The following is a 24724-nucleotide window of genomic DNA, read 5'->3' as shown; positions in this document are numbered from 1 at the left end:
CCTCTGTCCAGTTTCATAAAATCAGGTAATTATTACACAAAAATATTATAAAACCGTGAGCCGTCAGAGAACGTAATCACAGCCGACGCTGCCGCAATGAGGATAATCAGCGCCAAAGCGATGTAGTCGCTCTTAGTGAACGGACGCAAGCTATACCAGGTGCGTTTGCTGCCTCGACCAAAACCGCGCAGCTCCATAGCTGTGCTTATCTTGTCTATCCGCTCCACACTGGTTAGAATCAGCGGGAACAGGATGGATACGATATTTTTCAGCCGAGTAGGCAGCTTTTCCTTGCGTGAAGTATCAATTCCCCTGGCTTGGGCAGAGAAGGAGATATTCTCATAATCACGCTGGATGTCGGGAATATAACGCAGCGCCAGCGAGACGGAATAAGCAATCCGGTAATTCACGCCAATCCGGTTCAATGATGCGGCAAACTCACTAGGATCTGTCGTCAGCAAGAACAGCAGCGCCATCGGAATAACCACAGCGTATTTCAAAGCAATATTCAATTGATAGAACAACTGCTCCCAAGTGACGGTATACCGTCCGGCAATATGGAAAATATCATGCCGCGTGCCATAGATCGAGACACCTTCCAGAGGTGAGAAGAGAAAGATCGCCAGATGATTCAGCACGAAAAAAATCAGGATAAAATATAGAACAAATGCATACTCCTGAAACGGCACCCGTGACATTTTGAAAGCAATCAAGCTGAACAGCAGCATGACAGCCAGAACTCTCGTATCATAAGTTATCATCGCAGAGACGGACCACAGCACAAAGAACAGCAGCTTGGTCGCACCGGTCAAACGGTGAATCGGTGTGTTCAAGTCAGTGTAGGACAGCATCTTGACCTTCATCAGTGTCTCGCCCTCCGATCATAGGCAATGAACCGTCTGACGAACTCGGAAGGCTGCTCTATTCCGGCCTTCGCTCCCAAAGTGTACAGCGAGGTTTCCTTAAGATTGGCGTTACGTACAGCTTCCATATCGGACAATACAGATTCCGGGCGGTCGTCAGCGATCTTTCTTCCGTCTGCAAGCACAATCGTCCGCTGTGCATATTCCAGCATGAGGTGCATGTCATGTGTAATCATAATGACTGTCATGCCTTGCTGGCTCAGCTGTAGTAGAAATTCCATCATTTCATTATAATGCCGGTAATCTTGCCCAGCGGTAGGTTCATCCAGAATAATGACCTCCGGTTGCAGAACGAGAATAGAAGCGATAGTAACCCGCTTCTTCTGGCCATAGCTGAGTGCCGAAATCGGCCAGGCGCGGAACGGGTAGAGACCGCAGATCTGCAGTACCTCATGAACACGCTCCTGAATGAACGCCTCCTCCATGCCACGAACCTTGAGCCCTAGGGCTACCTCATCAAAGAGCAGCGTCTTCGAGATCATATGATTGGGATTCTGCATCACGAAGCCAATGTGCCCAGCCCGTTCTTTGATCGTATCGGGAGCAATATCACGTCCGTTCATCAGAATCATGCCCGAAGATGGACGGTAAAAGCCACAGATCAGCTTCGATACTGTCGACTTGCCTGCCCCATTCTTCCCGGCTATAGCGACCATTTCGCCCTTGCCGATGGTTAGGGATAGTCCATGCAGTACCGGCTTGCGCTTCTCATAGCCGAACGAAAGATCCCGCAGCTCCAATACAGGTGGGCAGTCCGGGTATTCCGGCTGCGCATCGTTGGCCTGGTACCAGCCACTCAGCTTTTCGGAACAGTCCTCAAGCTTTAGAGTATCCATATGCTCGGGCTTAATATCCGGCGTAATGCTGCATCCAGCGTATTTCAGCGCCGTCAAATACAGCGGCTCGCGGATGCCCGCCTCCGGCAACATACCTGAACTCAGCAGCTCGGCTGCGGGCAGGTCTGCGGCAATTTGGCCATCATTAATGACGATGATGCGGTCAACGGCCCGATGCAGAACATCCTCCAGCCGGTGCTCGATAATAATGACCGTTTTGCCGGTCTCCTGCTGTACCCGGTCTATTAATTCGATCGTTTTGGTCCCTGTATAGGGATCGAGACTGGCCAGCGGCTCATCGAACAACAGGATATCGACATTGCCCACCAGTACCCCGGCGAGCGTCGTCTTTTGCTTTTGCCCTCCCGATAATTCCTGGGGTGAAGCTCCAAGATAGTCGTAGATATCCACGGCTCTGGCGGCTGCGGCGACGCTGTCTTTCATCTCGCTCTGGGGAATGGCCTCATTCTCCAGCTTGAAGGCAATGTCCTCACCCACTGTAAGCCCAACGAATTGGCCGTCCGGGTCCTGAAGCACCGTTCCAACCCGTTCTGACAGTCCAGCAATGCCTGAATCCTGATGGTCCAAGCCCAGAATGCGCAATGACCCAGTGATCTCTCCTGGATAAGAGGACGGAATCAGCCCGTTGATCGCATGGGCTAGCGTACTTTTGCCAGACCCGGAAGGACCGACAATCAATACCTTCTCTCCTTCATAGATCGTTAAGTTGATCCCTTGCAATGTGGGCTCGGTCTGAGCCCTGTATTGAAAGCTAAAATTCGTAAATTCGATGACCGCTTTATTCGACATTCATACATGACCTTCCTCAGTGTTGATATAAGTAGCAGACGGGGATTATTAGTTAAAATGGCAATGGAAAAGCCGGTGATGCTCACCGGCCTTTGGTTTGGATTGTAGGGGATTATGCCTGCTTGGTCAAGCTTCCCTTTTTAGTTCTTGTCTTGCTGTAAGCAATGGCAAGCAGTGTGCCGATTACGGCTACAGATAAAATGTTAAACAAAGCGGCTGTTATCCCTTGTGTAAATACCTTGTTGGCTGGTTCCGCGTAAATAAGGATATCGAGGACTGGAGCCACAAGTAACCAGGCGACAACGTTGGCAATAATCTGAGCAATATTGAAACGAATGATTTCTTTTCTGCCGAACTCCCCGTCATGAATGGAAATATTGCGTACGATCAGTCCAATAATAAGACCGACCACACCGGAAGCAATAACCCAACTGAACCATGGCGACCCGTAAGAAATTGCATCCTTCAGTGTGTGCCCGATCAAGCCGATCAGCAGTCCTGCTGTAGGCCCGTATAGCAGCGCGAATAGCGCCAGTATTGCATAAGTGGTCTCAATGCTGGTATTCGGGATACCCGTTGGGATGGAACCGAACCTTCCCAGAATAACGAACAGCGCCGAACCGATGCCGATCGCTACAATCGTCTTGATTGATAATGTCTTCCCCTTTGCCATCTTCTTCATCTCCCCTGTGTTCATAATAATCTTACGCCTGCAACCACACTATAAAGCCATGAAGTAAGCATCTTATGTATGTATTTCATTAATTATACATCGGATTAGTGGGTATTTCTATAGCGCATTCTGTACTATTTTAAATAAAAATTAATTGAAATAGAAGTTATTTTCGCAAAAACAGCCCTCATTGCTGCAATCAGCATTAAAGGGCTGCTCAGTTTGATGCACAACCGCTATCAGCGGTTCTTATTATCCAGCGAAGACAGGCGATCCTTCTCATCGGCAAGTAACTCCTCGGCTAACTCTGCTCCTTGACCATTAAATACTCGCTGTGCCTCGTGGACCGCTTGTTCCGTATGCTCCAGGCGATTCTCGGCCTGTTCGACCGTCTGTTCGTTCGGATGACTTAAGGCCTGGGATACGGCATCATGCAGCTTCTTTACCGACCGCTGGGCCTGGGTCACCACATTGTCTTCTTTCCAACTGGTATCATTGCTATTATTCATGGATGAGATTGTCTCCCTTCTGGCATTCCTGCTATTCCTGATTAGGATGGATAAGGGAGCAACATCTTATACATGAGGATCAACAGATCTCGCTCTCGTCCCCATTCTTTATATGCCTGGGCCCATTGTCTAGTCTATAATTGAGCTACAGATGAATCTGAAGCCACGGAGGGGTACATATGAATCTAACTGAAAAGGTAAAAAACCTCCCTATGACTCCCGGCGTATATCTGATGAAAGACAGTCTGGGAAATATCATTTATGTCGGCAAAGCCAAGGCTTTGAAGAGGCGGGTGCAGTCCTATTTTCAAGACTCCAACTCCCATTCGCCTAAGGTCAAACGTCTCGTCAAAAACATTAGAGATCTGGACTATACACTGACGGACACCGAATTCGAAGCTTTTATGCTGGAATGCACATTAATCAAGGAGCTTAAGCCGCCTTATAATAAAAAAATGAAAAATCCCCTCGCCTACACCTACATTGTGATTCGAACCGACGGTCAACGACGGAGGATTGAAGTCACCCCTGACCTCGGCGACGGTGCAGAACGAAGCGATGGGCGATTGTTTTTTGGCCCTTACACAAGCCGAAGCACTGTAGAACGGGCGATACAGGGAGTCCTGGAAAGCTACAGCATACTCTGCAGCAATCCCCACTCCAAAAAAGCTTCGCTCTGCCTCAACCACTCACTGGGCCTCTGCATCGGAATGTGCGCTGGCGGGGAAGCTCTGACGATATACAACCGCATTATGGACGACTTCGTGGCCCTCTTAGACGGAACAGATCTGCGGATTCTGGAAGGGATGGAACAACGGATGGCGGCAGCTGCAGAGAATTATAATTTCGAAGTCGCGGCTAAATACCGTGATTACATTGGGGCGGTGCGCTCCCTCCTCCAGAAAGAGAAGGTCATTGAATTTGCCGGAGCGAATCAGCGGATCGCCATGGTTGAACCCATTAACGACCAGATACTCAAGCTGCTGTTGCTGCAGGGCAACCGTATTCTTTTTCAAACCAAGCTTGAATTAGAGTATTTCAGGAACGCCAGCCTGCAGGCAGAGATTACAACAATCATCAAGGACGTCTTCAGAGGTCATAACTTTACAGGATCGGCAGCCGTCAGTAGGTATGAGATTGATGAGGCCCAAATTATATATAGTTATCTTAAGGGTAGCTCGTGTAACCATATCATTGTCAGCGAAGAGTGGCTTGCTCCTGAGAACGACACCGTGATAGACGATGCTGTTCGTGAGATGCTGCTAAACTGTTATGCCGTTTGAGTAGCCGCTGAGGTATCCCCCCAGATCCACAACAAAAACCAGCATTCCCTTCCGCGTAGGGGCACCCCATGTCTGTGAGACAGGCTGGACTGCCTGGAAAGGTTGCTGGTTTTATGATGATTATTCGAAAAAAGCACCCTGTTCTCGATGAACAGAATGCTTGCCGCCAAGCGTAAGCTATACTTTTTTCACAAATTCCGATTTCAGCTTCATCGCACCAAAGCCGTCGATTTTGCAATCAATATCATGATCGCCTTCAACCAGGCGAATGTTCTTGACTCTTGTGCCTATTTTGACAACGAGGGAGCTTCCTTTCACCTTAAGGTCCTTAATTACGGTTACGGTATCGCCATCGCTGAGCACATTTCCATTGGCATCCTTGATGACCTTCACTTCTTCGCTGTCATGCTCGGCTTCTGCTCCCGGAGACCACTCATGGCCGCATTCTGGACAGACCAGCATTCCGCGATCCTCATAAGCGTATTCCGAGTTACATTCCGGGCAGTTTGGTAAAGTAGACATGAATTCATAGACTCCATTCGATAAATTAATAGTTGTTCTCTTCAAGTATAGGGGAAGTTATGGGAGGGTTCCAGCACATACTGTCTATATCAGTTGGCAGTCCTTACTGGCGTAATCAGAAACAGCGTAAATTCAGAAGGGTCTTTTGGCAAAATAACAAGCGGCCTCATAATTCCCGTAAACCTGAATCTGACATACTCGCAATCTATACAACGCAGAATATCGAGGAGGTATGTGGCATTCAAGGAGATCTTGAAATCCTCGCCGTTCTTTTCCGCTAAAGCAACATGATCCAGAACATCCCCTATCTCCGCAGTTTGCGACAATAGCTCCAGACTATTCGCAGAAACAATCAATCTGATAATACTCCCCGAAGCTAGGACAGACACACGCTCCACTGCCTGCAATAGAGGTACCGTCTTTACCGTCAATTCGGATAAAAAAGACTGTGGAATCAGCTTCTCTACAGAAGGATAGACTCCCTCAAGGAGAGCGGACTGAACCTGCAGTTCTTTTGACGTAAATTGGATCTGGCTAGGCCCCACTTCAATAACGGTCGTCCCCTGCTCGTCCTTCAGCATCTTGGATACTTCGTAGAGATTAACTCCCGGGATAACACCTTGGACATGAACGGCCTCAGATTGTTCTACCGTTAGGGTACGGGAAGCGAGACGCACACCATCGGTGGCCGATAGCACCAGATCTTCATTCTTACACTCGAAAAACACTCCCGTCAGGATCGGCCTAGTCTCTGAAGTAGAGACCGCAGAAGCAGCCTGTCTAACAGCAGATTTCAGCATGGCGTTATTGATGCTAAATCTGGATATCGTGTGGCGCTCTGTCTGTTGAATCATAGGGAATGCTACAGGGTCCATTCCACACAGCCGGATTTGTGTCTCCCCGGAAGAGAGGAGCAAGAGCATCTGCTCTGTAGTCTCCAGCCTGATAGATCCTGGTTCGAGCTTACGAACGATCTCATATAAATAACGCGCTGGCACCACAATAGCACCGTCCTCTTGTTCCAACGTGGAGCTATTGGTCAGATAAATTCTGTATTCTATGGTCATGTTCGTATTACTTGTGGTAAAGATCAGGACATCCTGATCCTTCCGAATGCTGACCCCTGACAGGATAGGGATGAGATGATTCGCCGAAACGGCCTTTAACACATGCTGGAGTGCATGCAGAAGAGACTCTTTGGTTACACTGACCCGCATAGATGACCTTCCTCCCGATACGCTAATTGGAATAATATGCTTCAATCATCTTGCGGATGAGCTCCGATCGGGACACTTCATCATCAGCACATTGCTGCTCAAGCTTGCCCCACAGTTCCTCCGTTAAGGTTAGGGAGACCTTCTTGGTCACCCCGATTCCCTTTCTACCCGCTCCTTCACGAAGTCCCCCTCGGGTGAATACAAAACCAAGCTGCCCCTCCTTATTGGCGACATCCACCTTAATCTTCTTGTTGTCCATATGATCACCATTTCACTTTTTTTGAATTAGGTTACCTGTATCAATAATCCGTTAACTAATTCTACCATGTGGAGATGCCTTCTTACAACATTTTGAACTGAACTATATAAGGCAAGCTAAGGATCCAAACAAAAGACCCGGTTGTCATTGCGGTGGAAGGTTCGGACTCCCGGTCACTGTTACCCCTTAACAAAAGAAACAAAAAAACTGACCAGGCAAGCCAAAACTCGCACCCGGTCAGTTATATTATCATTTTGGCTGCAAAAAAATTACCTACTGAACTTGCTTGCACAATGCTATCTAATAAATGAAATCCTATAAGAAGAGGCTAAGCCGTATAAACATCCCCACTGCCTTGGGCCGACAACAGCAATTCTCTACCTTTAAAAGCTTTGTTCAGCGCCTTCAGGTCCTCATAATTATTAGCAGCCGGCAGAAGCCTGGACAGCCACAGCAGTCCCTCGCTCCAGTTGCCTTCCAGAGACCAGAACTCGCATAGTGAGCCTGCAATCCGCAGTCCCGTTCCTTCCGGATCATTTTGCGAATACGCCCATTGTAGAGCGGCCCGTAGATTATCGTACTCCGTCCTGATCTTTCCTAGAGCAATCGTGGTATTGCCACTTTGGACTTCCTGTTCCATCTCTTCCATGTATCGGGCAAAATACTGCGCATGAAGCCGGTAAATATGTTCTTTGTCCGCACCGTGCACTCTGTGGCATTCCAGTTGGCAGGATTCCAGTTGTTCCTGGGCATATTGCTTCACCGGGGCCAACAGGGCATAAGTTACCCGATCCGCGGACGTGGAACTATGCATGGAAACTAAAGATTTATTGACCAGATTGGCGAAAAGATTCAGAATTTCTTCCTTCGTCAGCGAGCAAGGCTCCTGATGTTTTGGACGATACACACAGACCTCTTCCACGGTCTCTAGTGTGAATTCACCCATGAAAACACTTAATAGCCGGAATAGCAGCTGTTCCTTCTCGGACAACAAGGAATAACTCCAGTCCATGGCCGCTTTAAGGGTCTGTTGGCGCGGGGTGGCTGTTCTTTTGCCTGCGGTGAGAAAACCCAGTAAATCCGTGAGCCGTTCATTGATCTGCTCTGGGGAAAGCACGTTCATTCGGGCGGCGGCCAGTTCCAAAGCCAGTGGATTGCCCTCTAACTTTCGGCAGATGTCTGCAATATGCACTGCCTGTGGCTCTTGGACCTTGAAATGGGGTAGAAGCAGGGTCGCCCGCTCAACGAATAGCTGGACCGATTCATACTCCATCAATTGACTGTAGGACAAGTCCTTTTCGGGCGGTGTATTTAATGCTTGGACAAGGTAACGGTTCTCCCCCGGCAAGTTCAGCGGTTCCTGACTTGTCGCCAGAACAACAAGCGCAGGCGAACGTGCTAGCAAGGACTCTGTAACCACCGCGCAGGCATCAATCAGGTGCTCACAATTATCGAAGATGAAAAGCATGCTTCTATCTTGTATAACATCGAGAACAGACTCCATTGGAGTACGACCCTGCCGATCCTCCAGCCCAAGGGTAGACATCATGTACGCGACGACCAGTTGCGGATCAGACACCGCTGCAAATTCGAACAGCCAAATGCCATCCGGATAGCTATCCGCCAAGGACGAGGCAAGCTGAAGGGCAAGCGAAGTCTTCCCGCTGCCACCCGGACCCGTTAAGGTGACCAAAGAGGATTGGCGCAGCAGATCATGGATCTCAGCAAGCTGCGCTCCGCGTCCAACAAAGCTGGATAGCTGGATCGGCAGATTTCCTGCGGGGCGCTTTTTGAGATCAGAGCGTTCATTAGCCCCCACTGCCGGTTCCACCTGTTTATCAGGGCGCTGTGTGCTTACTCCCTTTTGCAGAATAATAGAATGGTTAGATCCAGCCTCTCTGTCAGCCAGAACCTGTACAAACCAGTTCTCATCGAATTCAGGGTAATAACGATACGTACCGGGTCTGCTATCATATACCAGCTTAACGGATTGCCATAGCATCCACGCTTCCTGCCGTTCAGTCCCGGGCAGAAATACCGCTTCCTCCACATATACCTGCACCAGTCTTTGCAAGTTATATGCGCTGGGCAGTCTATCTCCGCCTTCCCACTGTTGAATGGCCCTTGTATCCACGCCAACCCGCGAAGCCAGATCACTCTGGCGTAGTCTCTTCTTCCGGGACGTAGAAGGTCTGTTTCTGAGCATCTTCATAAGCTCTTCCGGCTGCATCAGATCGTGGGTATCGTGCGACATAGGCAATGCACCTCCCTAAGTGGATTCAACGAACAAGAATAACATCCGTACCGGACACGAACCAACATGAACAGGCCGGACGAACGCATGTGCATTCTGCAATATAATAACTGCTGATACAATTTAATCATGTTAGAGCATGGATAAGCAATCGCCAAATTCACATTAAACAGGGAGGAACAATATGAGCACAAATCAAGTTACCGCAGAGGCATCCGGCACCTATACCCTTGGAGATTTACAGATTAACCGTCTGGGATTCGGTACCTTGCAACTAAGTGGTCCAGGCGCCTGGGGTCATCCGGCTGACCCTCAAGAAGCTGTACGCGTCCTTCGGCGCGCCGTGGAGCTTGGCGTGAACTTTATTGATACTGCGGACGCTTACGGCCCCCTGGTTACGGATGTACTAATCAAGGAAGCCTTGCACCCTTATGCGGATGACCTTATCATCGCTGCCAAAGTAGGGGTTGCCCGGCCAACTCCCCAAGACTGGGTGCCAGTAGGCCGGCCGGAGTATCTTCGTCAGCAGGTTGAACTGAATCTGCGCCATCTGGGCCTGGAGCGGATTGATCTCTTGCAGCTCCACCGGATTGATCCCCAAGTTCCGCTGTCCGAGCAACTGGGAGAACTGGTCCGTCTTCAAGAAGAGGGTAAAATCCGGCACATCGGACTAAGCGAAGTGAGCGTAGCCCAACTAGAGGAAGCCCGTAAAACCGCGAGCATCGTATCCGTCCAGAACCTCTATAACCTGGCGAACCGCGATGCAGAAGCCGTGCTTGATTATACGACCACGAATCAGATCGCCTTCATTCCTTGGTTCCCGCTTGCGACAGGTGAATTGGCTAAAGCTGGTGGGCCGCTCGATGACTTGGCACAGCGCCTTGGCGCACAGCCTGCCCAGTTGGCCCTGTCTTGGCTGCTGAAGCGTGCCGCCAACATTCTCCCGATTCCTGGAACTTCATCCGTAGAGCATCTGGAGCAAAATATTGCAGCAGCGGGCATTAAACTAAGCGATGAGGACTTTGACACGCTAACTCATGCTGTGTAAAAACTCTACTTCCGCCCTTAAGGCGGGAGGTTTTTTATCTCAACCAGCGTCTGTGTAGATTCAGTGCATAAAATGAGCCAGCAACGATCAACCTACCTGTTAGCTCCCAAGTTGGGCGCTTTTAATGATGAGGAGGCGATCTAAGCAATGGCAAAGCCAGATAATCGGGCAGATAATGTAGATCATTTGCAGAAAAGTATCCAGAATACGCAGGAGAACCTGAAGGAAGCCGAAGGCTACCTGAACGAATTCTCTTCAGAGCTGGACAGCAAGGAACGTAATCAAATTGAGGAAAAAAATGCACGCCGCAAGCAGAGTATTCGTGGCTTCAAAGAAGAAATCAAAGACGAAGCCGCTCATTCCGAGAAATAGTGAAGGACGCCCCCTGAGGGCGTCTTTTTTTATAAAAATAAAATATAGGGATTTATTTTAAAATTAGAGGTTGATATAAACGCAGCAAAAAAGCGGAGGGTCGGAGGGATTCTGAAGAAACGATAGTGTTCGCCTTTAAAGACCGATTACAACCTTTAGCTCCCTTTACAATCCAGGAATCGGGCTTTAACAGCGATCGTAAGAACCCTCCGAACCCCTAGCGGCCAAATGCAGCGTCAACCACTAATTCTAACTAACATCCCAAAATCGATGCCTGAATTTCGGCGATGCCCTCCACGGGAAGAGATTATAATGAGAACAACATTGAAAGGTTAGGACGTGCTGCTATTGTTACCTGCTGAGCGAAATGAAGAGTATTACAAGGCGCTGCTGGAGAAAAATACGGAATACGAGGGATTGTTCTACGTTGGCGTCAAAACCACAGGTGTATTTTGCCGTCCGACATGCCCTGCCCGAAAGCCCAAGTTGGAGAATTGTGAGTTCTTTGCAAATCCCCAACAGGCACTTCTGGCCTCTTATCGCCCCTGCCAGCGCTGTCGTCCGCTCTCCCATCCCAATCATGTCCCGGAGATTGTCCGTGTACTCGTTGAAGCCGTGGAGAGCAATCCAGAGAAACGCTGGACAACACAGGATTTCAAGAACCTCTCGGTCGATGAGTCCACGGCGCGGCGTCAATTCAAAAAACGGTTTGGCATGACCTTTGTGGAATATGCCCGCGCCCGCCGTATGGGACTTGCCCTGAAGAATATCAGGTCGGGCAAGACTGTCATCGATAGCCAGCTGTCCACCGGCTACGAATCTAGCAGCGGCTTCAGGGACGCCTTTTCCCGGATCATGGGGGCAGCGCCCACTTTGCTAGAGGACGGTAAGGTTCTGAAAGCCGCCTGGATTGACACCCGGCTTGGACCCATGATGGCCATTGGGGATGATGAGGCCTTGTATCTGTTGGAATTCATCGATAGACGAGGCCTGGAACGCGAGGTGGAACGACTCCGGAAACGAACGAAATCGGCGATTATTCCGGGCGTTACCGCGCCTATTCTCTGGATTGAGCGGGAGCTGGGGGAATATTTTGACGGAGAACGGACGACCTTCGACACGCCGCTTGCTCTGCTTGGCTCCCCTTTTCAACAAAGCGTATGGGGAGAATTAATGAAGATCCCGCCAGGGGAAACGCGTTCCTATCTGGACATATCCGTAGCCCTCGGCAAACCGACGGCCTTCCGTGCAGTGGCCCAAGCCAACGGGGCCAATCAGCTAGCCATTGTGATTCCCTGTCATCGTGTCATTAATGCAAACGGCGAGCTGGGTGGATATGGCGGTGGTCTGACACGTAAAAATTGGCTGCTCCATCATGAGCAGGGAGGAGAATAATGATATGAATACCCAACATGAACAAGCGCTTCAGTTTCATCAATTGCATACTAAAGGGGACCCGCTGGTGCTGATCAATATCTGGGACGCGGGGAGCGCGCAGGCAGTTCAAGCCATCGGAGCCAAGGCTATTGCGACCGGCAGCTGGTCTGTAGCTGCGGCGCATGGATATGAAGACGGCGAGAGTCTTCCTTTTCCACTGGTCCTGGAGAACTTGAAACGAATCAAGGACAAGGTGGATGTGCCTGTCACCATTGATATTGAAGGTGGGTATGGACTAAATCCGGACGAAGTTAGGGGAAATGTAGGGCTGGTTATTGAAAATGGAGCTGTGGGGATTAACCTGGAGGATCAGCGGATTGGCGGTGAAGGTCTCTACACGACCTCAGATCAATGTCTGCGTATTGCCGCTGCCCAAGCAGCAGGCGAACAGACCGGCCTACCACTTTTTATTAACGCCAGAACGGATATCTTCTTTCAAACGCCAGCCGAGCAGCACGCAGCCTGTATTGAGCAGACCCTCAGCCGTGCGCACGCTTATGCAGAAGCCGGGGCGGGCGGTATTTTTGTGCCGGGGTTAAGCGACGCCAGTCTGATCGAAGCCCTATGTAGACAATCGCCGCTTCCGGTGAACGTTATGGTGACCGCACACACCCCGTCCCTCGGTCTGCTTGCCGAACTGGGCGTAGCGCGTATCAGCTACGGTTCCTTACCTTATCTGGAAGCGATGAACGCTTTAAAAGAAATAGGTCGTGCTGCATTATCTCTGAAGAATTAAGCTGCATCCCGAATAGAATACGAATTACTCCACATACTCGCTTAACCTTCCCTCATAAATCAACTGCAGCCTGTCACTCTGCCGGAAATCATCCGGTGTCACGAGTGCAGGCAGCTTGTTCCACAGCTTGATGCCGGAACGCTCCAGAATTTCCGCAACAAATTGTGAGCAGAAATAGGAGTTACTGAACTCAACAGGCTCTTTAAGGGCGATGCCGATGACGCCCAAAATATTATAAAGGTACTTTTGGCGGCTGCGGATAAAGATATGCAGAACCCGCTTCATTTTCTCCACTTCCCGCTCGGTTACCTGCAATTCATAGATTACACACGTCGTATTAGGATATTTGCTGTACGTGCCTGTCTGGATATCCTCCCTCACGAATCCCCCATTTAGCGGATTGTTCGGATTCTTTCGCCCGAAGCTGTACATCTCCGAAAGCTCGCGGTCAAATGAAATCGAAGCGTGGTTATACGGCGCTTTTGTGTAGGTCTGAATCATTTTCGTAAAAAGCGTTCCGGTATTCGTAAGCAAGATAAAAACCGACTGATCTGCAACCATTTACGAAATTTCCCCTTATCAAGATTGGACTATTCCTTCATAATAACATAGGATCCCTCTCATGAAATCCTACCTCTCGACAAGTTGGTGATTGCTCTGGATAGAAACATGTTAACGTTGGTCCTTATTTTGGCAGCCCTATGCGCCATTCAACTCATCTATTATGTGATAAGCAAAGTACAGCCGAACAAGGATTACGCCCCCATCGGAAACGCATCAAAAGCTGGTGGGGCATGGTATTCATCTTCTGCCTCGCTACCTTGTTCAATTCTGTGGTCTCCCTGATCTCCCTGATGGTGCTGACTTTCTTCGCGCTGAAGGAATACTTCTCCATGATCAAGTCGAGAAAAGCGGACCGCAGGCTGTTTCTATGGGCATACTTGTCGATTCCACTGCAATTCTACTGGATCTATATCGAATGGTACGGGATGTTCATTGTCTTTATCCCTGTTTATGTGTTCTTGCTGCTGCCGCTGCCCCGGATCATTAACAAAGGGACGGTCGGATTTCTGCGCAGTGTCAGCTCGACCCAGTGGGGTCTGATGCTGATGGTGTTCGGGCTTAGCCATCTGGCGTATTTTCAGTTCGCTACCCCCGAGTATGGGGCGGGGCTCGTATTGTTCCTGGTTGTGCTGACACAGCTTAATGATGTGGTGCATCACCTGGCATCGATCTATTTTGGCAAAAGAAAAGTGGTTCCTACAGCGAATCCCTATCTGACCTGGGAAGGCTTCGCCTGTGCGTTCGTGGTTACCACGACAGTATCGTATCTGATCTATCCTTATCTGACACCGCTCACCCCGATTTTCGGGATTTTCTCCGGGATGCTGATTAGCCTCAGCGGTTTCTTCGGCAGCTTGACCGTATCTGTGCTGAAGCGCGATCTGCTGATCGGCGATGATGACAAATTCGAGGCTCTGAAAAAAAGCTATCTAAGCCGGGTCGACAGCTTGACCTACACCTCGCCGGTGCTGTTTCATGTGATTCGTTACTTTTTTGACTTTATGTAGGAGAGCACTGCCCCAGAATTGTCCTGCGAAAAACAGCCGCTACGAGTAGAAACTATTGATAATCTAATAAGACCCAATTCTAGACTCGGGTGCGAGAGCAAACGCCCAGTAGAAGAATGAATTTAATAAATATAAAAAAAACAATCGGATAAAAGCCGCCTGCGGCTAGTCCGATTGTTGTATTGTTCAGGCTCGCAGTAATATTTTTTAAGGAATCAATAGAATCTTACCCGTACTGCTTCTGCTCTCTAACAGCCGATGTGCCTCGGCGCCATCGCGGAGCGGGAACGACTTCGGTTCCTCCATCTTTAATTGCCCTTGTCTTATCGCTTCAAAAAGCACCTCTGAACGCTCGATCCGGTCACTGCGTGTAACGATATGGTTCCACAGGTCGCCTCCGGTCAAAGTTTTCGAGGTGTCCATAAGCATGCGAGGATCAATGTGAGGCGGATTGCCGCCGGCCATCCCATAGAATACGACTGAACCTTTGATCTTCGTCGCCTTGAAGCTGTCCATGAGGGTGGAACCCACTGAATCATAGACTGCGTTCACTCCTTGGCCGTTATTGGACCAACGAATCGCGCCTTCCACCCAATCACTATCGTAGAGCAGCACTTCGTCCGCTCCTGCAGAGAGCGCAACTTCACGCTTCGCTGAAGAAGAAGTCAAACCGAGAACTCTAGCCCCCTTGGCCTTAGCCAGTTGCGTCAGAAGCTGCCCTACTCCGCCTGCTGCTGCATGAACCACAATCTCATCGCCTGGCTGAACTGAATAGCTATCGTTCACCAAATAATGCGCCGTCAGACCTTGAAGCAGCAATGCGGCTGATTGTTCGAAGGTGATGTCGTCCGGTAGTGGAATGATATGATCGATTCCCGCCTTTACCAATTCGGCATTCGCATGCGGAACATCAGCAAATGCGACCCGGTCTCCCACGTTCACCGTCTTCACATCCTCCGCAACCCGTTCCACAACTCCTGCACCCTCGTACCCTAAAATGTAAGGTGCCTGCCCTGCTAAATGATAATCACCTCGTCTACGATAAATGTCGGCGAAGTTTAATCCAATCGCCTGCGTTCTAACCCATACCGTCCCTGGCTCCAGCTCCGGATCTGGAAGATCTGCATAACGCAGGACCTCCGGTCCGCCAAAACGTTCAAAAATCAATGCTTTCATAGATAACCCTCCAGTTCTATAATCGCTTAAGCCTATATTTCACTATAGAACGAATATAATGATTCCAATTCCGACAGCAACTGTTCATACAGCAGCACCATGTCTGGCGAAGGGCCTCCCCCTACTTCCTGTCTCAGCAGACTCGTGAAATGAGTGAAACGGCGAGTCAAAGCCTCTTTATTTTTTTGCAAAGCCAAAGCCCGCATTTGAAGTTTAACCGTCTCTTCATCCAATTCATTATAGGTAGCTAGCCTATTGAGAATAGGAATAGCCGTCAGGAAATCTCCCTGAGACAACAATGCTCTGCATAAGCGTTGCGTAAACTGAACATACAGCAGCGACAAGTGCTCGATCTCACTTATGGCCCAAGGGTAGTCATTACTTCCGAACAAATCACCAAGATAGAGCCGTTCCAATTCAATCGCTTGCTCGAGGTTCGACTCGTCTATAACCGTCATACCCTTACACCCTTCTTCAAAACGAAACAGATCGACGTCAGCCGAGGGGAGATTCAAAGCATAATGATTGCCATCTGAATATAGACTGTCTCTTAGACCATTCTCTCCAAGCAGCTTGCGTAGTTGATAAGCGGTGGTATTCAAATAAGTCTCTGCGTTCTTGAGCGGCATATCCCTGAATATATCCTCGATCAGTTTGGAGCGAGATACCAATTTGCCATGATGCAATAATAAGTATCCGCACAATTCTGCGCTTTTACTGGTTTTCCACTTAAGCATTTGGTTCTGCGCACTCTTCATCTCCATTCTGCCCAGGAAATTGATCTGCACATGAACCGGAGAATCTGCCGGGGATTCTGAGAAATCACGCTCCCGTTCAGCCTCCGCCATGGCTCTTTGAACCGTTCGCTGTAGCCGCTCCAGCACAACAGGCTTCACGATATAATCATAGGCATAGACATCAAAAGCGGACAAGGCATATTCAGTATGCGAAGTCACAAACACCAGTTTGACTTTGCTACCCTTGTCCCTTAACCGCTGAGCGAACATAAGACCACTCTCTTGTGGCATATGGATATCCATAAAGACGATGTCTGCGTCATGATCGTTCAAATAATCTTCGGCTGCAGCTGTATTCAGGAAAGTTCCTACGACTTCCACATCACCGATTTTTTTCAACATCCGCTTCATAATCAAGTGCATCGCTTTTTCATCATCAATAAGCACGATCTTCATTCAGCAGCCCTCCTTCCATACGAGGCAACAGCTATATTTGAATTGATATTAGGGACTTCTGAAGGAAGCGGAACAGTGAAATAGAATGTGCTTCCTTGAGCAGGATTACTGTCGAACCAGATCTCCCCTCCGTTTAATCGAACAAATTCTCTGCAAATCGCAAGTCCTAACCCGATACCTTGCTCTCCAGCTGTACCTGCCGTAGAGGCTGAATGTTCTGACTGTAGCAAGGTTTGGGCCAAATCCTCCCGTACTCCAACACCCGTATCGCTTATTGCAACAATCATCTTCCCGTCCGATCGCTCAGCTCGTACCGTAATGCTACCTCCGGTATCCGTGAATTTCACAGCGTTCGAGAGCAAATTGCGAACGATTAAATTCAACATTTCCTTATCCGCGTAGACCCACGTATTGGGGGGAACCTCAGACACCATAACAATCCCTTTGCCTTCACTTCGAATTCGTAGAAGATGCAGACTCATCTGTACGGCATCGAATAAATCATAGGTGTCAGGGCTGAGGATCATGCCACCTTGATGTTTCCGGAACCAGCCCAACAGATTCTCTGCCAAGGTGAGTGTTTTACGTAATTGCTGACCCATTTCATGAACAATCTCCTCGTGGTCCGCATCACCGGCAGGCAGTTCCTCTTCCAAGATCTCCATTAAATTCAGAAGGATCGCCAGCGGATCACGAATATCATGGGCCACCACACTGAAGAGTTCGTCCTTGAACGTGTTGAGCTCCTGCAATTGCGTGGCGTTGTTGATCAGTCTCTCCTCGGAACGTACCGCATCAGTCGTATCGCGCAGAAGAAGCATCTTACCCGATGGCCTCGAGCGATTGTCGTAGATATATAGCATTTGCGCCTGATAGATCCGATCATTGTCTTCATCACCGAACAATATCCTGTTCTCCGAGAGAGGCTCTTGCAAGATCGTGTGAAGAAGCGTCGGATAGGAAGAGAATAGCATCGCTGCAGGCTGGCCAATACCATTTCTGTTGTAAAGGCCCTTGATCATTCGACTCGCTGAACGGTTGTATTCAGAGATGTTATCATCCAGATCAAAGACGATAACCGCATCCTGTATAGAGTCAAATACCTTCTGCTGTGCAAGGGGCGAGAGTTTGAGCATATCGAATTGATAAATACCGAGTAAATAGAATACTCCAGAGATCACGAAGCCGAATGGGGATACATCTATGGGGGTTTTTAGAACCCCGGTAACATACATCAGTGAGGACCCAAAGGGCCCGCAGGATCCAATCATCATGAAAATAATTTGTTTCTTCATTCGGGACGGAGCTGTGAAGTACATATGAATTAGTAAACCCATACCTAGGAAGAAAAAAAAGAAGGAATACACAACATGGAGATAGAACAGGGGTCCGTGATTTAGAACGACTAGGGGTACTCCTTCAGAAGAACCTATCGACACACTCCTATAAAATAAATGGTGCCAATCGTTCGTGTGGACAGCTGCGAGAGTGCTGACAGGAACAATCATAAGTATAGCAATTGTCCATTTACGTATGTACGCTTGCCGCCCCGTATACTGCAGCACCATAATCATCCACAATGTCGGAGCAAAGGGAATCCCGATATACTCGAATTTGAGCCAGAACAGAATATCCTTCAGGTCGTCACTGATAAGTTCGAAAGCATACCCAAGGGTATAAAAGGCACCCGCTAACACACCAAGTCCATAACTTTTTGCTATCGGAAGCTGTCTTCTTCTCCAGGAAAGATAAACCAGAATCAATGAACTTATGGTTGCAACCATTAAGATTTCAGATAGATAGAGATTGAATTTCATCGTTGTGTAACTCCTGTACGAAATGTCCTAGTGCCTTAGCTTCATAATATCAGATGCTGACTTATAGCAATATCCGATTCTCCAAAATATTTTTCAGACTGATATGCGACTTCGAGGGTCCAAGCTTGATCAATGAATCTTGAAACTCAGCCAGTTCTTCCACCGATGCGGTCTGAACCTTCAATAAATAGTTATATTCGCCGCTGATGCGGAACAGATCGGTCACTTCCCTGGAGCCCGTGCAAAAATCCACAAGTTCCTGACAATGCTCTGTCTTCAATAGAATAAATGTAGTAGTGCCCCGGTTAAGTTCCCGCAGCTCAAAGGAAGCCGTATACCCGGAGATAATGTTTCTCTCTTCCAGCTTCACAATTCTTTCCTTCACAGACGGTTGAGACATGGATACCTCTTTGCTGATTTGAGAAATAGGCATTCTCGCATTGTGCTGCAGCAGCTGCATGATTTTTTTATCAACCTCGTCAATGATTTGTTCCAAGATGAAGACCTCCAGCTCGCAGTTTTTAAAAATAAACCTTTTTAGCAACAATACCTTATATTCAGTAATCTTTATACGATAAAATGCTTATTTTCCATATGTATTCTACATCCTGAATTCACTATAATCTAACTCATCTTATGAATTGGAGTGATGAAGAATGAGCATCAAAGGACTTGCCCATGTAGCTATTCAAGCCAAGGATTATACAGCCACTATTGCTTTTTATACGGAGGTGCTGGGGTTCAAAGTGGGACATCATTGGAGTCTGCCAGCGTTTCAGCTCAAAAAAGCTACTATGCTGATCTCTCCGGATCAACGAACATGCATCGAGGTTTTTGACAACGAAGCTGTCATTCCCGCCCAAGGCACAAAAGCAACCTCCGAGGAGGAGGTCGCTCATGGTGCATTGCTGCATTTTGCATTCTATGTGGAGGATGTGAAGGCCATCTATAAAAAGGCGCTTGCTCACGGCGCAAAGGCTTATGTAGAACCAGGGGTGCTCTCGCTTGGTGAACCGCCCCTCATCGTAAAAAACGCGGTCATTCACAGCCCCAACGGGGAAATCATCGAATTTTTGGAGGACGTTGACTTCAGTCTAACTCGGCACGGGAAAATAAATCTCTGATCCGTTCGTCGTCCTCACAGGCTGCCTTGAACCCGGTTGCGAAGCTTTGCACAGCAGCTCTATTGCTAGAGTACGCGCAGAACATATCCGCCTCCGGGTCAAAGCGTATCGTGTCCGCTAACTCAGGCATTTTCTCCTCCAAGAACACAGCCGCCAAGGAGGTCCAATCATAACCATTGCCTTCAAAGCCTTCGTCCCGTCGTGTCTCAAAAAGCTCAGCTTTATACCTGCCGACACTCAGAATAACCGACATCCCGCCATTACCCTGCTCTACCAGAATAAAAGGAGCTACAGCTTCTGCTGGAAGGACTACCGCTTCCGACTGAACTGCTGCTGACTTGAGCCTGCTCAACACGTCCTTAACAGCTTGCTCTGTGAAGGATAGTGCTCCGCTGCGCTCGGTGATCATGCCTTGCTGCATTCTCTGATCCAACCATTCTGTAATCCATCCAGGAGCATAGCCGTTCTGGCCAAACTCACCGCCAAAGGCGATCATTTTATCATAAGCTAGCAGATACTCCTCTCGACTCGTATTTGGATAAGTCTTGGTGTACAGCCAGAACTGCACATCGTACATCAATGTAGACAATTCATCGTTATGGAATGAAAAGTGGCCTTTTTCCTCGACAATCTTGGTACAGACCGCACGGATTTGGCCCTCAATATCCGCTGTCTCCACCACGTTGCCGCATAGTTCTGTCAGAAGTGCCGAAAATTGGCCACTCGATACTCTCCGCAGCGCCTCTTCTTTATCCGCTTCAGAAGTATCGTAAACATCATAGTTCACCAGGCCACGGATGAAAGCCTCGAAGCTCGGCGCCAGATAGGTAATGGCATAATCGCCTTCCTGATCCACATGGATCACTTCCGGTTCACCATCTCTGCCGCATTTGCGGTAATCCAGCATGACAACATCATGGCCTGCCGAAGGGCAGTCACAAAAAACCACACCAATATCAGGGTAGCCCCAGTCCTCGATCATGAATCGGCTGCCAAATTCACCGCCCAGCGAGTAGCTTTTCTCCCGCCCTATGCCTAGAATTCCCGCGATTGAGATGTATTCCGCTCCCCAAGATTCCGTCACCTCTGTCGGAAAACATGCGTTGCGTGGAATACCCCCATTATGTTGCTTCATCATCTCAATATAAGCAGCAGGCAGCTTGTAGCCCAACTCTTCTTCCACAGACGCAATCAACTCATCGGTCGGCGGCTCGGACACATATTCCTTCAGAGCATAGTCGCTATCATCCCAAAAGTTTGAGAGATCCGATGATTCCGAGAGTAGTGCGCTCCGGCTCCACTCCAAGAACATAAGTGTACTGCTGTCTTCTGGATTCAGAGAATTCGCAGCCTCAAACGCACTTACAGCATCCTCGTATTGCTCCAGATAATAGTGTGAATACCCCACGCGAAAATGCCAAAGATGATCGTTCTTCTCCTGCTCAGCAATACTCTGAAGCTGTTCAAGCGCCTCCGCGTAACGTTTAAGGTTATTCAAGGCTCTAGCCAGCTGACCGATCAGCTGATGATCTCGCTCCCCCGCAGGAATCTCCATAATCGTGTCCACAATTCGCTGATGCTCATTCTCTTCATGCCAAAGGGCTAGTTGCGCCAAAAGATTATTCTGCATGGTCTTCGCCTCCAGACTATAGATTGTAATATTGCAGCAAATTTTAAATATCGGTATTACATTATTCTACCAGAATGACGCGAGCGTTACTCCCAGCCTTTTTTCACCAGCAGTTCGCATAATCGTGTGGGGAAAGGAGTCCGCTATAGCGAATTCTTGGTATAATGATCTACATGAGAAACAATAACGTTTTGAAAAATATAGCCACTATTCTACTATTTATCACTGTTCTCTTTGGTCTTCGATTGGTCTGGTTGAGTATCTTCACGACGTCCGGATCTCCTCCTGTAGTCAATGGTGTGCTTGATCTGCGCGGCCAGGACCTCGAGAAGGCGGATCTTTTTAAGCTGAACGGTGAATGGAAGTTCTACCCTTCCAAATTCGTCTACCACAAGGATATTGCAGCACTACAAGATCAATCACATACGCTTAAGGTGCCGGGAAACTGGAGCGAAGCGCTGGCGAATAGCCAGGGGTCTTCTTATGGTTACGGAACCTATCAATTACGTATTCTGGTTGATCCGCTGCGTCAGCCCGTTTCTTTATGGCTTAAACAAATTCAATCCTCATCCGCTGTGGAAATCAACGGAGTCGATTCGGCCCATGCCGGTAACCTTTCTATATCGGATAAGGCGTACAAGCCCAAAACGAGCTCTTACACTGCCCACTACTTTGCAGAAGGCACGACAGAAATTGAAGTGCTTATTCGTGCAGCAAACTTTGATCAGCCTTACAAGGGCGGCATAGCAGGCTCGGTTTTCTTTGGCAGTCAGGACAAAGTGGACAGCATGCGCTTTCTTTCGATGGGGTTTCAAGTTCTTACAGTGATCATTTTACTGCTGCATGTCTTGTACACCTTTATTCTCTTCTTGTTTAGTCCTGAAGAGCGGGTTTTACTTCTTGTTGGGCTAATGACGCTATCCGTAGCGGTGGTCATTCTGTTCCGTAATGACAGCGTGCTTTTCCTATTAACGCCGTTCAATTACACATGGACATTAAAGATCCGACTGATCTCTTCCATGTGGCAGCTCTTTTTTATCATGCTTGTGTTCAGGAAGTTTATTGCTGCACCTACAAGCAACAAAGGGGTATACCTGTTCACCACTGCAATTTCGTTGTACACAGCATTCCTGCTGGTGTCACCAGCTCAATGGGTGAGTGAGTCCACCCACTTAGGCGTGCATAACTTCTTTCTTTTTTCACCATTTATCTGGCTCATCTATATCATGGGGATTATGCTCTTCAGGAAGCAGAAGGACAAAGATGTTGTCTTCATGCTGCTATCGGCAGCCGGTATTATCTCTAATCTGCTCTGGAACGTATGGGGCTCCTTCTTCATCTACTATCCGCTGGATATTATTGCGGCGATTGTGGGTTTCTCTGCCTACTGGTTTAAGAAATACTTTCAGAATGCCAAAGAAAATGCTCAGCTCAATGAACAATTGAAGAAAGCGGACAAACGGAAAGATGAATTCCTGGCCAATACGTCACATGAGCTGCGAACACCGCTGCACGGTATTATCAATATCGCGCAAAACGTGGTCACCAAAGAAAATGAGAAACTGTACGAAAGCAGCCGCAAAGATATGGAACTGCTGATTACTATTAGTCGTCGCATGTCTCATATGCTCGGAGATCTGCTGGATGTTGCTCGTCTCAAGGAGCATCGTATTACTCTGCACCAGGAACCATTACAAATTCAATCCGTCGTTCCTGGCGTAATCGGTATGCTTAAATTTATGATTGAAGGCAAACCGGTGCAGTTGATTATGAATCTTCCAGACACTACACCTCCCGTTCTCGCCGATGAGAAAAGATTGGTGCAGGTGCTATATAACCTGGTTCACAATGCCCTCAAATACACTGAGGAAGGTATGATTTCCATCTCAACAGAGGTCCAGCATGGGCGGGCGTTAATCCATGTCACGGATACGGGAGTAGGCATGGACAAGGAGACCCAGGCACGGATATTCCTCCCGTATGAGCAAGGCGCTCATGGGATTAGCGATGGGAGAGGGATCGGGCTTGGTCTGAGCATATGCAAGCAGCTGGTAGAATTGCACGGAGGCACATTAAGTGTTCGCTCCAAGATTGGCAAAGGCTCCGTATTCAGCTTTGATCTGCCTCTTGCGGATTCGCTCAATCAGCAGGTGATAACACCTGCCGCTGCTCTTTACCCGATTACGGATGCGGCTCAGGAGCAATTAGCAGGGTGGATTTTTCCGGAAAATGAATGGAACGGGCTGGAGAGCCCTATGCAGATTCCGCCTCTGCTGACAAAGAAGAAAATTAACATTCTGGCGGTGGATGATGATCCCGTGAATCTGAATGTACTCATGGGGATTCTTTCGACTGAGCCCTATACCATCACCACGGCAAATTCAGCGCGTGAGGTACTGGAACTGCTGCACAAGGAGCAGTGGGATCTGCTGATTGCCGATGTGATGATGCCGCACATGTCCGGCTACGAGTTGACACAGAAGGTACGGGAGCATTACTCCTTATCGGAGCTTCCGGTGCTACTGCTGACCGCTCGCAGTCAGCCAGCCGATATCTACACCGGATTCTTATCCGGTGCTAACGATTATGTCACCAAGCCAGTAGATGCGGTTGAGCTGAGGTACCGAATTAGAGCGCTCACCGAGCTGAAGCAATCCATCAATGAACGTGTGCGTATAGAAGCTGCTTACCTGCAAGCGCAGATTCATCCGCATTTTCTATTCAATACCCTGAATTCGATTATGGCGCTGAGCGATCTCGATACGCAAAAGATGCAACAGCTGGTGGGGGCGTTCACATCCTTCTTACGTATCAGCTTTGATTTTCTAAACACAGGAGAGTTAGTTGAGCTCTCTCATGAGCTAGAGCTGGTTAAAGCTTATTTGCATATTGAACAGGAACGTTTTGGTGATCGATTACAGGTAGAATGGGAAGTTCCACCAGACATCGGTGGCTTGCGTGTACCTCCGTTGTCCATACAGCCACTGGTAGAGAACGCGGTGAAGCACGGGCTGCTGAGCAGGCATAAAGGCGGGACCGTTCGTATTCAGATTAGCCAGTTGGATCACTCCACGCGAATCGAAGTTAGCGATAATGGCAAAGGCATGGATCAAGAAACGCTCACAGGACTGTTAATCCCCACCATGAGGGGCAAATCCGGTATTGGTTTAGCCAATACCAATCGAAGGCTCAATCAACTGTACGGGCAGGGATTATCCATTTCCAGTCAGCAAGAAGAAGGTACAACAGTGTCCTTTGTAGTTCTGGAAATCAGGGATTGATAATTTCAAAAAGGCGATATTTGCACCCTATTTGGGTTGCGTATATGATAGCT

At 48.5% G+C, this 24724-nt stretch carries 21 protein-coding genes and 1 pseudogene; 8 read left to right on the top strand and 14 right to left on the bottom strand.

The window, feature by feature from the left end; all coding sequences use genetic code 11:
- Nucleotides 1–32 precede the first annotated feature (32 nt).
- From ACFORK_RS11565 to ACFORK_RS11550, 4 genes are all read right to left on the bottom strand, one after another.
- Entirely contained in the window at nt 33–863 is an 831-nt protein-coding gene (locus tag ACFORK_RS11565) for an energy-coupling factor transporter transmembrane component T family protein (protein WP_379198876.1), read from the bottom strand.
- On the bottom strand, nt 863–2569 hold the full coding sequence (locus ACFORK_RS11560) for an ABC transporter ATP-binding protein (protein WP_379198874.1): 1707 nt from the start codon (nt 2567–2569) through the stop codon (nt 863–865). The genes ACFORK_RS11565 and ACFORK_RS11560 overlap by 1 nt, the downstream gene beginning before the upstream one ends.
- Nucleotides 2570–2681: 112 nt before the next feature.
- A complete protein-coding gene (locus ACFORK_RS11555) occupies nt 2682–3251 on the bottom strand; it encodes an ECF-type riboflavin transporter substrate-binding protein (RefSeq protein WP_379198872.1) in 570 nt (189 codons plus the stop codon).
- A gap of 230 nt (nt 3252–3481) precedes the next feature.
- Complete coding sequence (locus ACFORK_RS11550; RefSeq protein ID WP_379198870.1) at nt 3482–3751, bottom strand: hypothetical protein; 270 nt, start codon at nt 3749–3751, stop codon at nt 3482–3484.
- 179 nt (nt 3752–3930) lie between these two features.
- Between ACFORK_RS11550 and ACFORK_RS11545 the strand changes: the two genes are divergently transcribed.
- Nucleotides 3931–5034 carry a GIY-YIG nuclease family protein gene (locus ACFORK_RS11545; RefSeq protein ID WP_379198868.1) on the top strand — a complete coding sequence of 368 codons (1104 nt, stop codon included), beginning with the start codon at nt 3931–3933 and terminating at the stop codon, nt 5032–5034.
- A 177-nt stretch (nt 5035–5211) separates the two neighbouring features.
- Here ACFORK_RS11545 and ACFORK_RS11540 read toward each other — a convergent pair whose 3' ends face one another.
- The 4 genes from ACFORK_RS11540 to ACFORK_RS11525 all read right to left on the bottom strand — a co-directional run bounded on the left by ACFORK_RS11540 (nt 5212) and on the right by ACFORK_RS11525 (nt 9286).
- Nucleotides 5212–5556 carry a zinc ribbon domain-containing protein YjdM gene (locus tag ACFORK_RS11540; protein WP_379198866.1) on the bottom strand — a complete coding sequence of 115 codons (345 nt, stop codon included), beginning with the start codon at nt 5554–5556 and terminating at the stop codon, nt 5212–5214.
- Nucleotides 5557–5645: 89 nt separating this feature from the next.
- Nucleotides 5646–6773, bottom strand: coding sequence for a DNA polymerase III subunit beta (dnaN, locus tag ACFORK_RS11535; RefSeq protein WP_379198864.1), 1128 nt, complete (start codon nt 6771–6773; stop codon nt 5646–5648).
- 22 nt (nt 6774–6795) lie between these two features.
- Nucleotides 6796–7032: a ribbon-helix-helix domain-containing protein gene (locus ACFORK_RS11530; protein ID WP_379198862.1), complete on the bottom strand. Its 237-nt coding sequence runs from the start codon at nt 7030–7032 to the stop codon at nt 6796–6798.
- A 328-nt stretch (nt 7033–7360) separates the two neighbouring features.
- Nucleotides 7361–9286 (bottom strand): winged helix-turn-helix domain-containing protein, encoded by a 1926-nt coding sequence (locus ACFORK_RS11525; RefSeq protein WP_379198860.1) that lies wholly within the window; start codon nt 9284–9286, stop codon nt 7361–7363.
- A gap of 184 nt (nt 9287–9470) precedes the next feature.
- Here ACFORK_RS11525 and ACFORK_RS11520 point away from each other — a divergent pair, with 184 nt between their 5' ends.
- The 4 genes from ACFORK_RS11520 to ACFORK_RS11505 all read left to right on the top strand — a co-directional run bounded on the left by ACFORK_RS11520 (nt 9471) and on the right by ACFORK_RS11505 (nt 12879).
- The gene (locus ACFORK_RS11520; protein ID WP_379198858.1) at nt 9471–10334 is read left to right on the top strand and encodes an aldo/keto reductase; all 864 of its coding nucleotides are present in this window, start codon (nt 9471–9473) and stop codon (nt 10332–10334) included.
- Nucleotides 10335–10481: 147 nt separating this feature from the next.
- Nucleotides 10482–10706 carry a small acid-soluble spore protein Tlp gene (gene tlp, locus ACFORK_RS11515; RefSeq protein ID WP_379198856.1) on the top strand — a complete coding sequence of 75 codons (225 nt, stop codon included), beginning with the start codon at nt 10482–10484 and terminating at the stop codon, nt 10704–10706.
- 348 nt (nt 10707–11054) lie between these two features.
- Nucleotides 11055–12101, top strand: coding sequence for a bifunctional transcriptional activator/DNA repair enzyme AdaA (locus ACFORK_RS11510; protein WP_379199349.1), 1047 nt, complete (start codon nt 11055–11057; stop codon nt 12099–12101).
- A 4-nt stretch (nt 12102–12105) separates the two neighbouring features.
- Nucleotides 12106–12879, top strand: coding sequence for an isocitrate lyase/PEP mutase family protein (locus tag ACFORK_RS11505; RefSeq protein WP_379198854.1), 774 nt, complete (start codon nt 12106–12108; stop codon nt 12877–12879).
- Nucleotides 12880–12903: 24 nt separating this feature from the next.
- Here ACFORK_RS11505 and ACFORK_RS11500 read toward each other — a convergent pair whose 3' ends face one another.
- Nucleotides 12904–13440 (bottom strand): hypothetical protein, encoded by a 537-nt coding sequence (locus ACFORK_RS11500; protein ID WP_379198852.1) that lies wholly within the window; start codon nt 13438–13440, stop codon nt 12904–12906.
- 96 nt (nt 13441–13536) lie between these two features.
- Between ACFORK_RS11500 and ACFORK_RS11495 the strand changes: the two are divergent.
- Nucleotides 13537–14450: pseudogene (locus ACFORK_RS11495) on the top strand (phosphatidate cytidylyltransferase).
- A gap of 207 nt (nt 14451–14657) precedes the next feature.
- On the opposite strand, the gene ACFORK_RS11490 reads toward ACFORK_RS11495, so the two are convergent.
- From ACFORK_RS11490 to ACFORK_RS11475, 4 genes are all read right to left on the bottom strand, one after another.
- A complete protein-coding gene (locus tag ACFORK_RS11490) occupies nt 14658–15626 on the bottom strand; it encodes a quinone oxidoreductase family protein (RefSeq protein WP_379198849.1) in 969 nt (322 codons plus the stop codon).
- Nucleotides 15627–15658: 32 nt separating this feature from the next.
- Nucleotides 15659–16819: a response regulator gene (locus tag ACFORK_RS11485; RefSeq protein WP_379198847.1), complete on the bottom strand. Its 1161-nt coding sequence runs from the start codon at nt 16817–16819 to the stop codon at nt 15659–15661.
- Entirely contained in the window at nt 16816–18636 is a 1821-nt protein-coding gene (locus ACFORK_RS11480) for a sensor histidine kinase (RefSeq protein WP_379198845.1), read from the bottom strand. Before ACFORK_RS11480 ends, ACFORK_RS11485 begins: the two co-directional genes overlap by 4 nt.
- A gap of 61 nt (nt 18637–18697) precedes the next feature.
- Complete coding sequence (locus ACFORK_RS11475; RefSeq protein ID WP_379198843.1) at nt 18698–19132, bottom strand: Lrp/AsnC family transcriptional regulator; 435 nt, start codon at nt 19130–19132, stop codon at nt 18698–18700.
- Nucleotides 19133–19292: 160 nt separating this feature from the next.
- Between ACFORK_RS11475 and ACFORK_RS11470 the strand changes: the two genes are divergently transcribed.
- Nucleotides 19293–19760 carry a VOC family protein gene (locus tag ACFORK_RS11470; protein ID WP_379198841.1) on the top strand — a complete coding sequence of 156 codons (468 nt, stop codon included), beginning with the start codon at nt 19293–19295 and terminating at the stop codon, nt 19758–19760.
- On the opposite strand, the gene ACFORK_RS11465 is transcribed toward ACFORK_RS11470, so the two are convergent.
- Complete coding sequence (locus tag ACFORK_RS11465) at nt 19726–21390, bottom strand: Imm51 family immunity protein (RefSeq protein WP_379198839.1); 1665 nt, start codon at nt 21388–21390, stop codon at nt 19726–19728. The genes ACFORK_RS11470 and ACFORK_RS11465 overlap by 35 nt on opposite strands.
- Nucleotides 21391–21554: 164 nt before the next feature.
- Here ACFORK_RS11465 and ACFORK_RS11460 point away from each other — a divergent pair, with 164 nt between their 5' ends.
- A complete protein-coding gene (locus tag ACFORK_RS11460; protein WP_379198837.1) occupies nt 21555–24671 on the top strand; it encodes a hybrid sensor histidine kinase/response regulator in 3117 nt (1038 codons plus the stop codon).
- The last annotated feature ends 53 nt before the right edge of the window (nt 24672–24724 follow it).

The sequence above is a fragment of the Paenibacillus sp. GCM10012306 genome (genome assembly GCF_042649265.1).
Taxonomy (GTDB): domain Bacteria; phylum Bacillota; class Bacilli; order Paenibacillales; family Paenibacillaceae; genus Paenibacillus_AQ.
The sequence above is the reverse complement of the archived record's forward strand: the minus strand, read 5'-3'. Positions and strand labels throughout refer to the sequence as shown.

Coding starts and splice junctions, on each gene's coding strand:
- ACFORK_RS11520 (WP_379198858.1), top strand. CDS start 9,471: ATGAGCACAAATCAAGTTACCGCAGAGGCATCCGGCACCTATACCCTT.
- ACFORK_RS11480 (WP_379198845.1), bottom strand. CDS start 18,636: ATGAAATTCAATCTCTATCTATCTGAAATCTTAATGGTTGCAACCATA.
- ACFORK_RS11460 (WP_379198837.1), top strand. CDS start 21,555: ATGATCTACATGAGAAACAATAACGTTTTGAAAAATATAGCCACTATT.
- ACFORK_RS11555 (WP_379198872.1), bottom strand. CDS start 3,251: ATGAAGAAGATGGCAAAGGGGAAGACATTATCAATCAAGACGATTGTA.
- ACFORK_RS11485 (WP_379198847.1), bottom strand. CDS start 16,819: ATGAAGATCGTGCTTATTGATGATGAAAAAGCGATGCACTTGATTATG.
- ACFORK_RS11560 (WP_379198874.1), bottom strand. CDS start 2,569: ATGTCGAATAAAGCGGTCATCGAATTTACGAATTTTAGCTTTCAATAC.
- tlp (WP_379198856.1), top strand. CDS start 10,482: ATGGCAAAGCCAGATAATCGGGCAGATAATGTAGATCATTTGCAGAAA.
- ACFORK_RS11490 (WP_379198849.1), bottom strand. CDS start 15,626: ATGAAAGCATTGATTTTTGAACGTTTTGGCGGACCGGAGGTCCTGCGT.
- ACFORK_RS11540 (WP_379198866.1), bottom strand. CDS start 5,556: ATGTCTACTTTACCAAACTGCCCGGAATGTAACTCGGAATACGCTTAT.
- ACFORK_RS11465 (WP_379198839.1), bottom strand. CDS start 21,390: ATGCAGAATAATCTTTTGGCGCAACTAGCCCTTTGGCATGAAGAGAAT.
- ACFORK_RS11530 (WP_379198862.1), bottom strand. CDS start 7,032: ATGGACAACAAGAAGATTAAGGTGGATGTCGCCAATAAGGAGGGGCAG.
- dnaN (WP_379198864.1), bottom strand. CDS start 6,773: ATGCGGGTCAGTGTAACCAAAGAGTCTCTTCTGCATGCACTCCAGCAT.
- ACFORK_RS11505 (WP_379198854.1), top strand. CDS start 12,106: ATGAATACCCAACATGAACAAGCGCTTCAGTTTCATCAATTGCATACT.
- ACFORK_RS11545 (WP_379198868.1), top strand. CDS start 3,931: ATGAATCTAACTGAAAAGGTAAAAAACCTCCCTATGACTCCCGGCGTA.
- ACFORK_RS11500 (WP_379198852.1), bottom strand. CDS start 13,440: ATGGTTGCAGATCAGTCGGTTTTTATCTTGCTTACGAATACCGGAACG.
- ACFORK_RS11470 (WP_379198841.1), top strand. CDS start 19,293: ATGAGCATCAAAGGACTTGCCCATGTAGCTATTCAAGCCAAGGATTAT.
- ACFORK_RS11550 (WP_379198870.1), bottom strand. CDS start 3,751: ATGAATAATAGCAATGATACCAGTTGGAAAGAAGACAATGTGGTGACC.
- ACFORK_RS11525 (WP_379198860.1), bottom strand. CDS start 9,286: ATGTCGCACGATACCCACGATCTGATGCAGCCGGAAGAGCTTATGAAG.
- ACFORK_RS11565 (WP_379198876.1), bottom strand. CDS start 863: ATGAAGGTCAAGATGCTGTCCTACACTGACTTGAACACACCGATTCAC.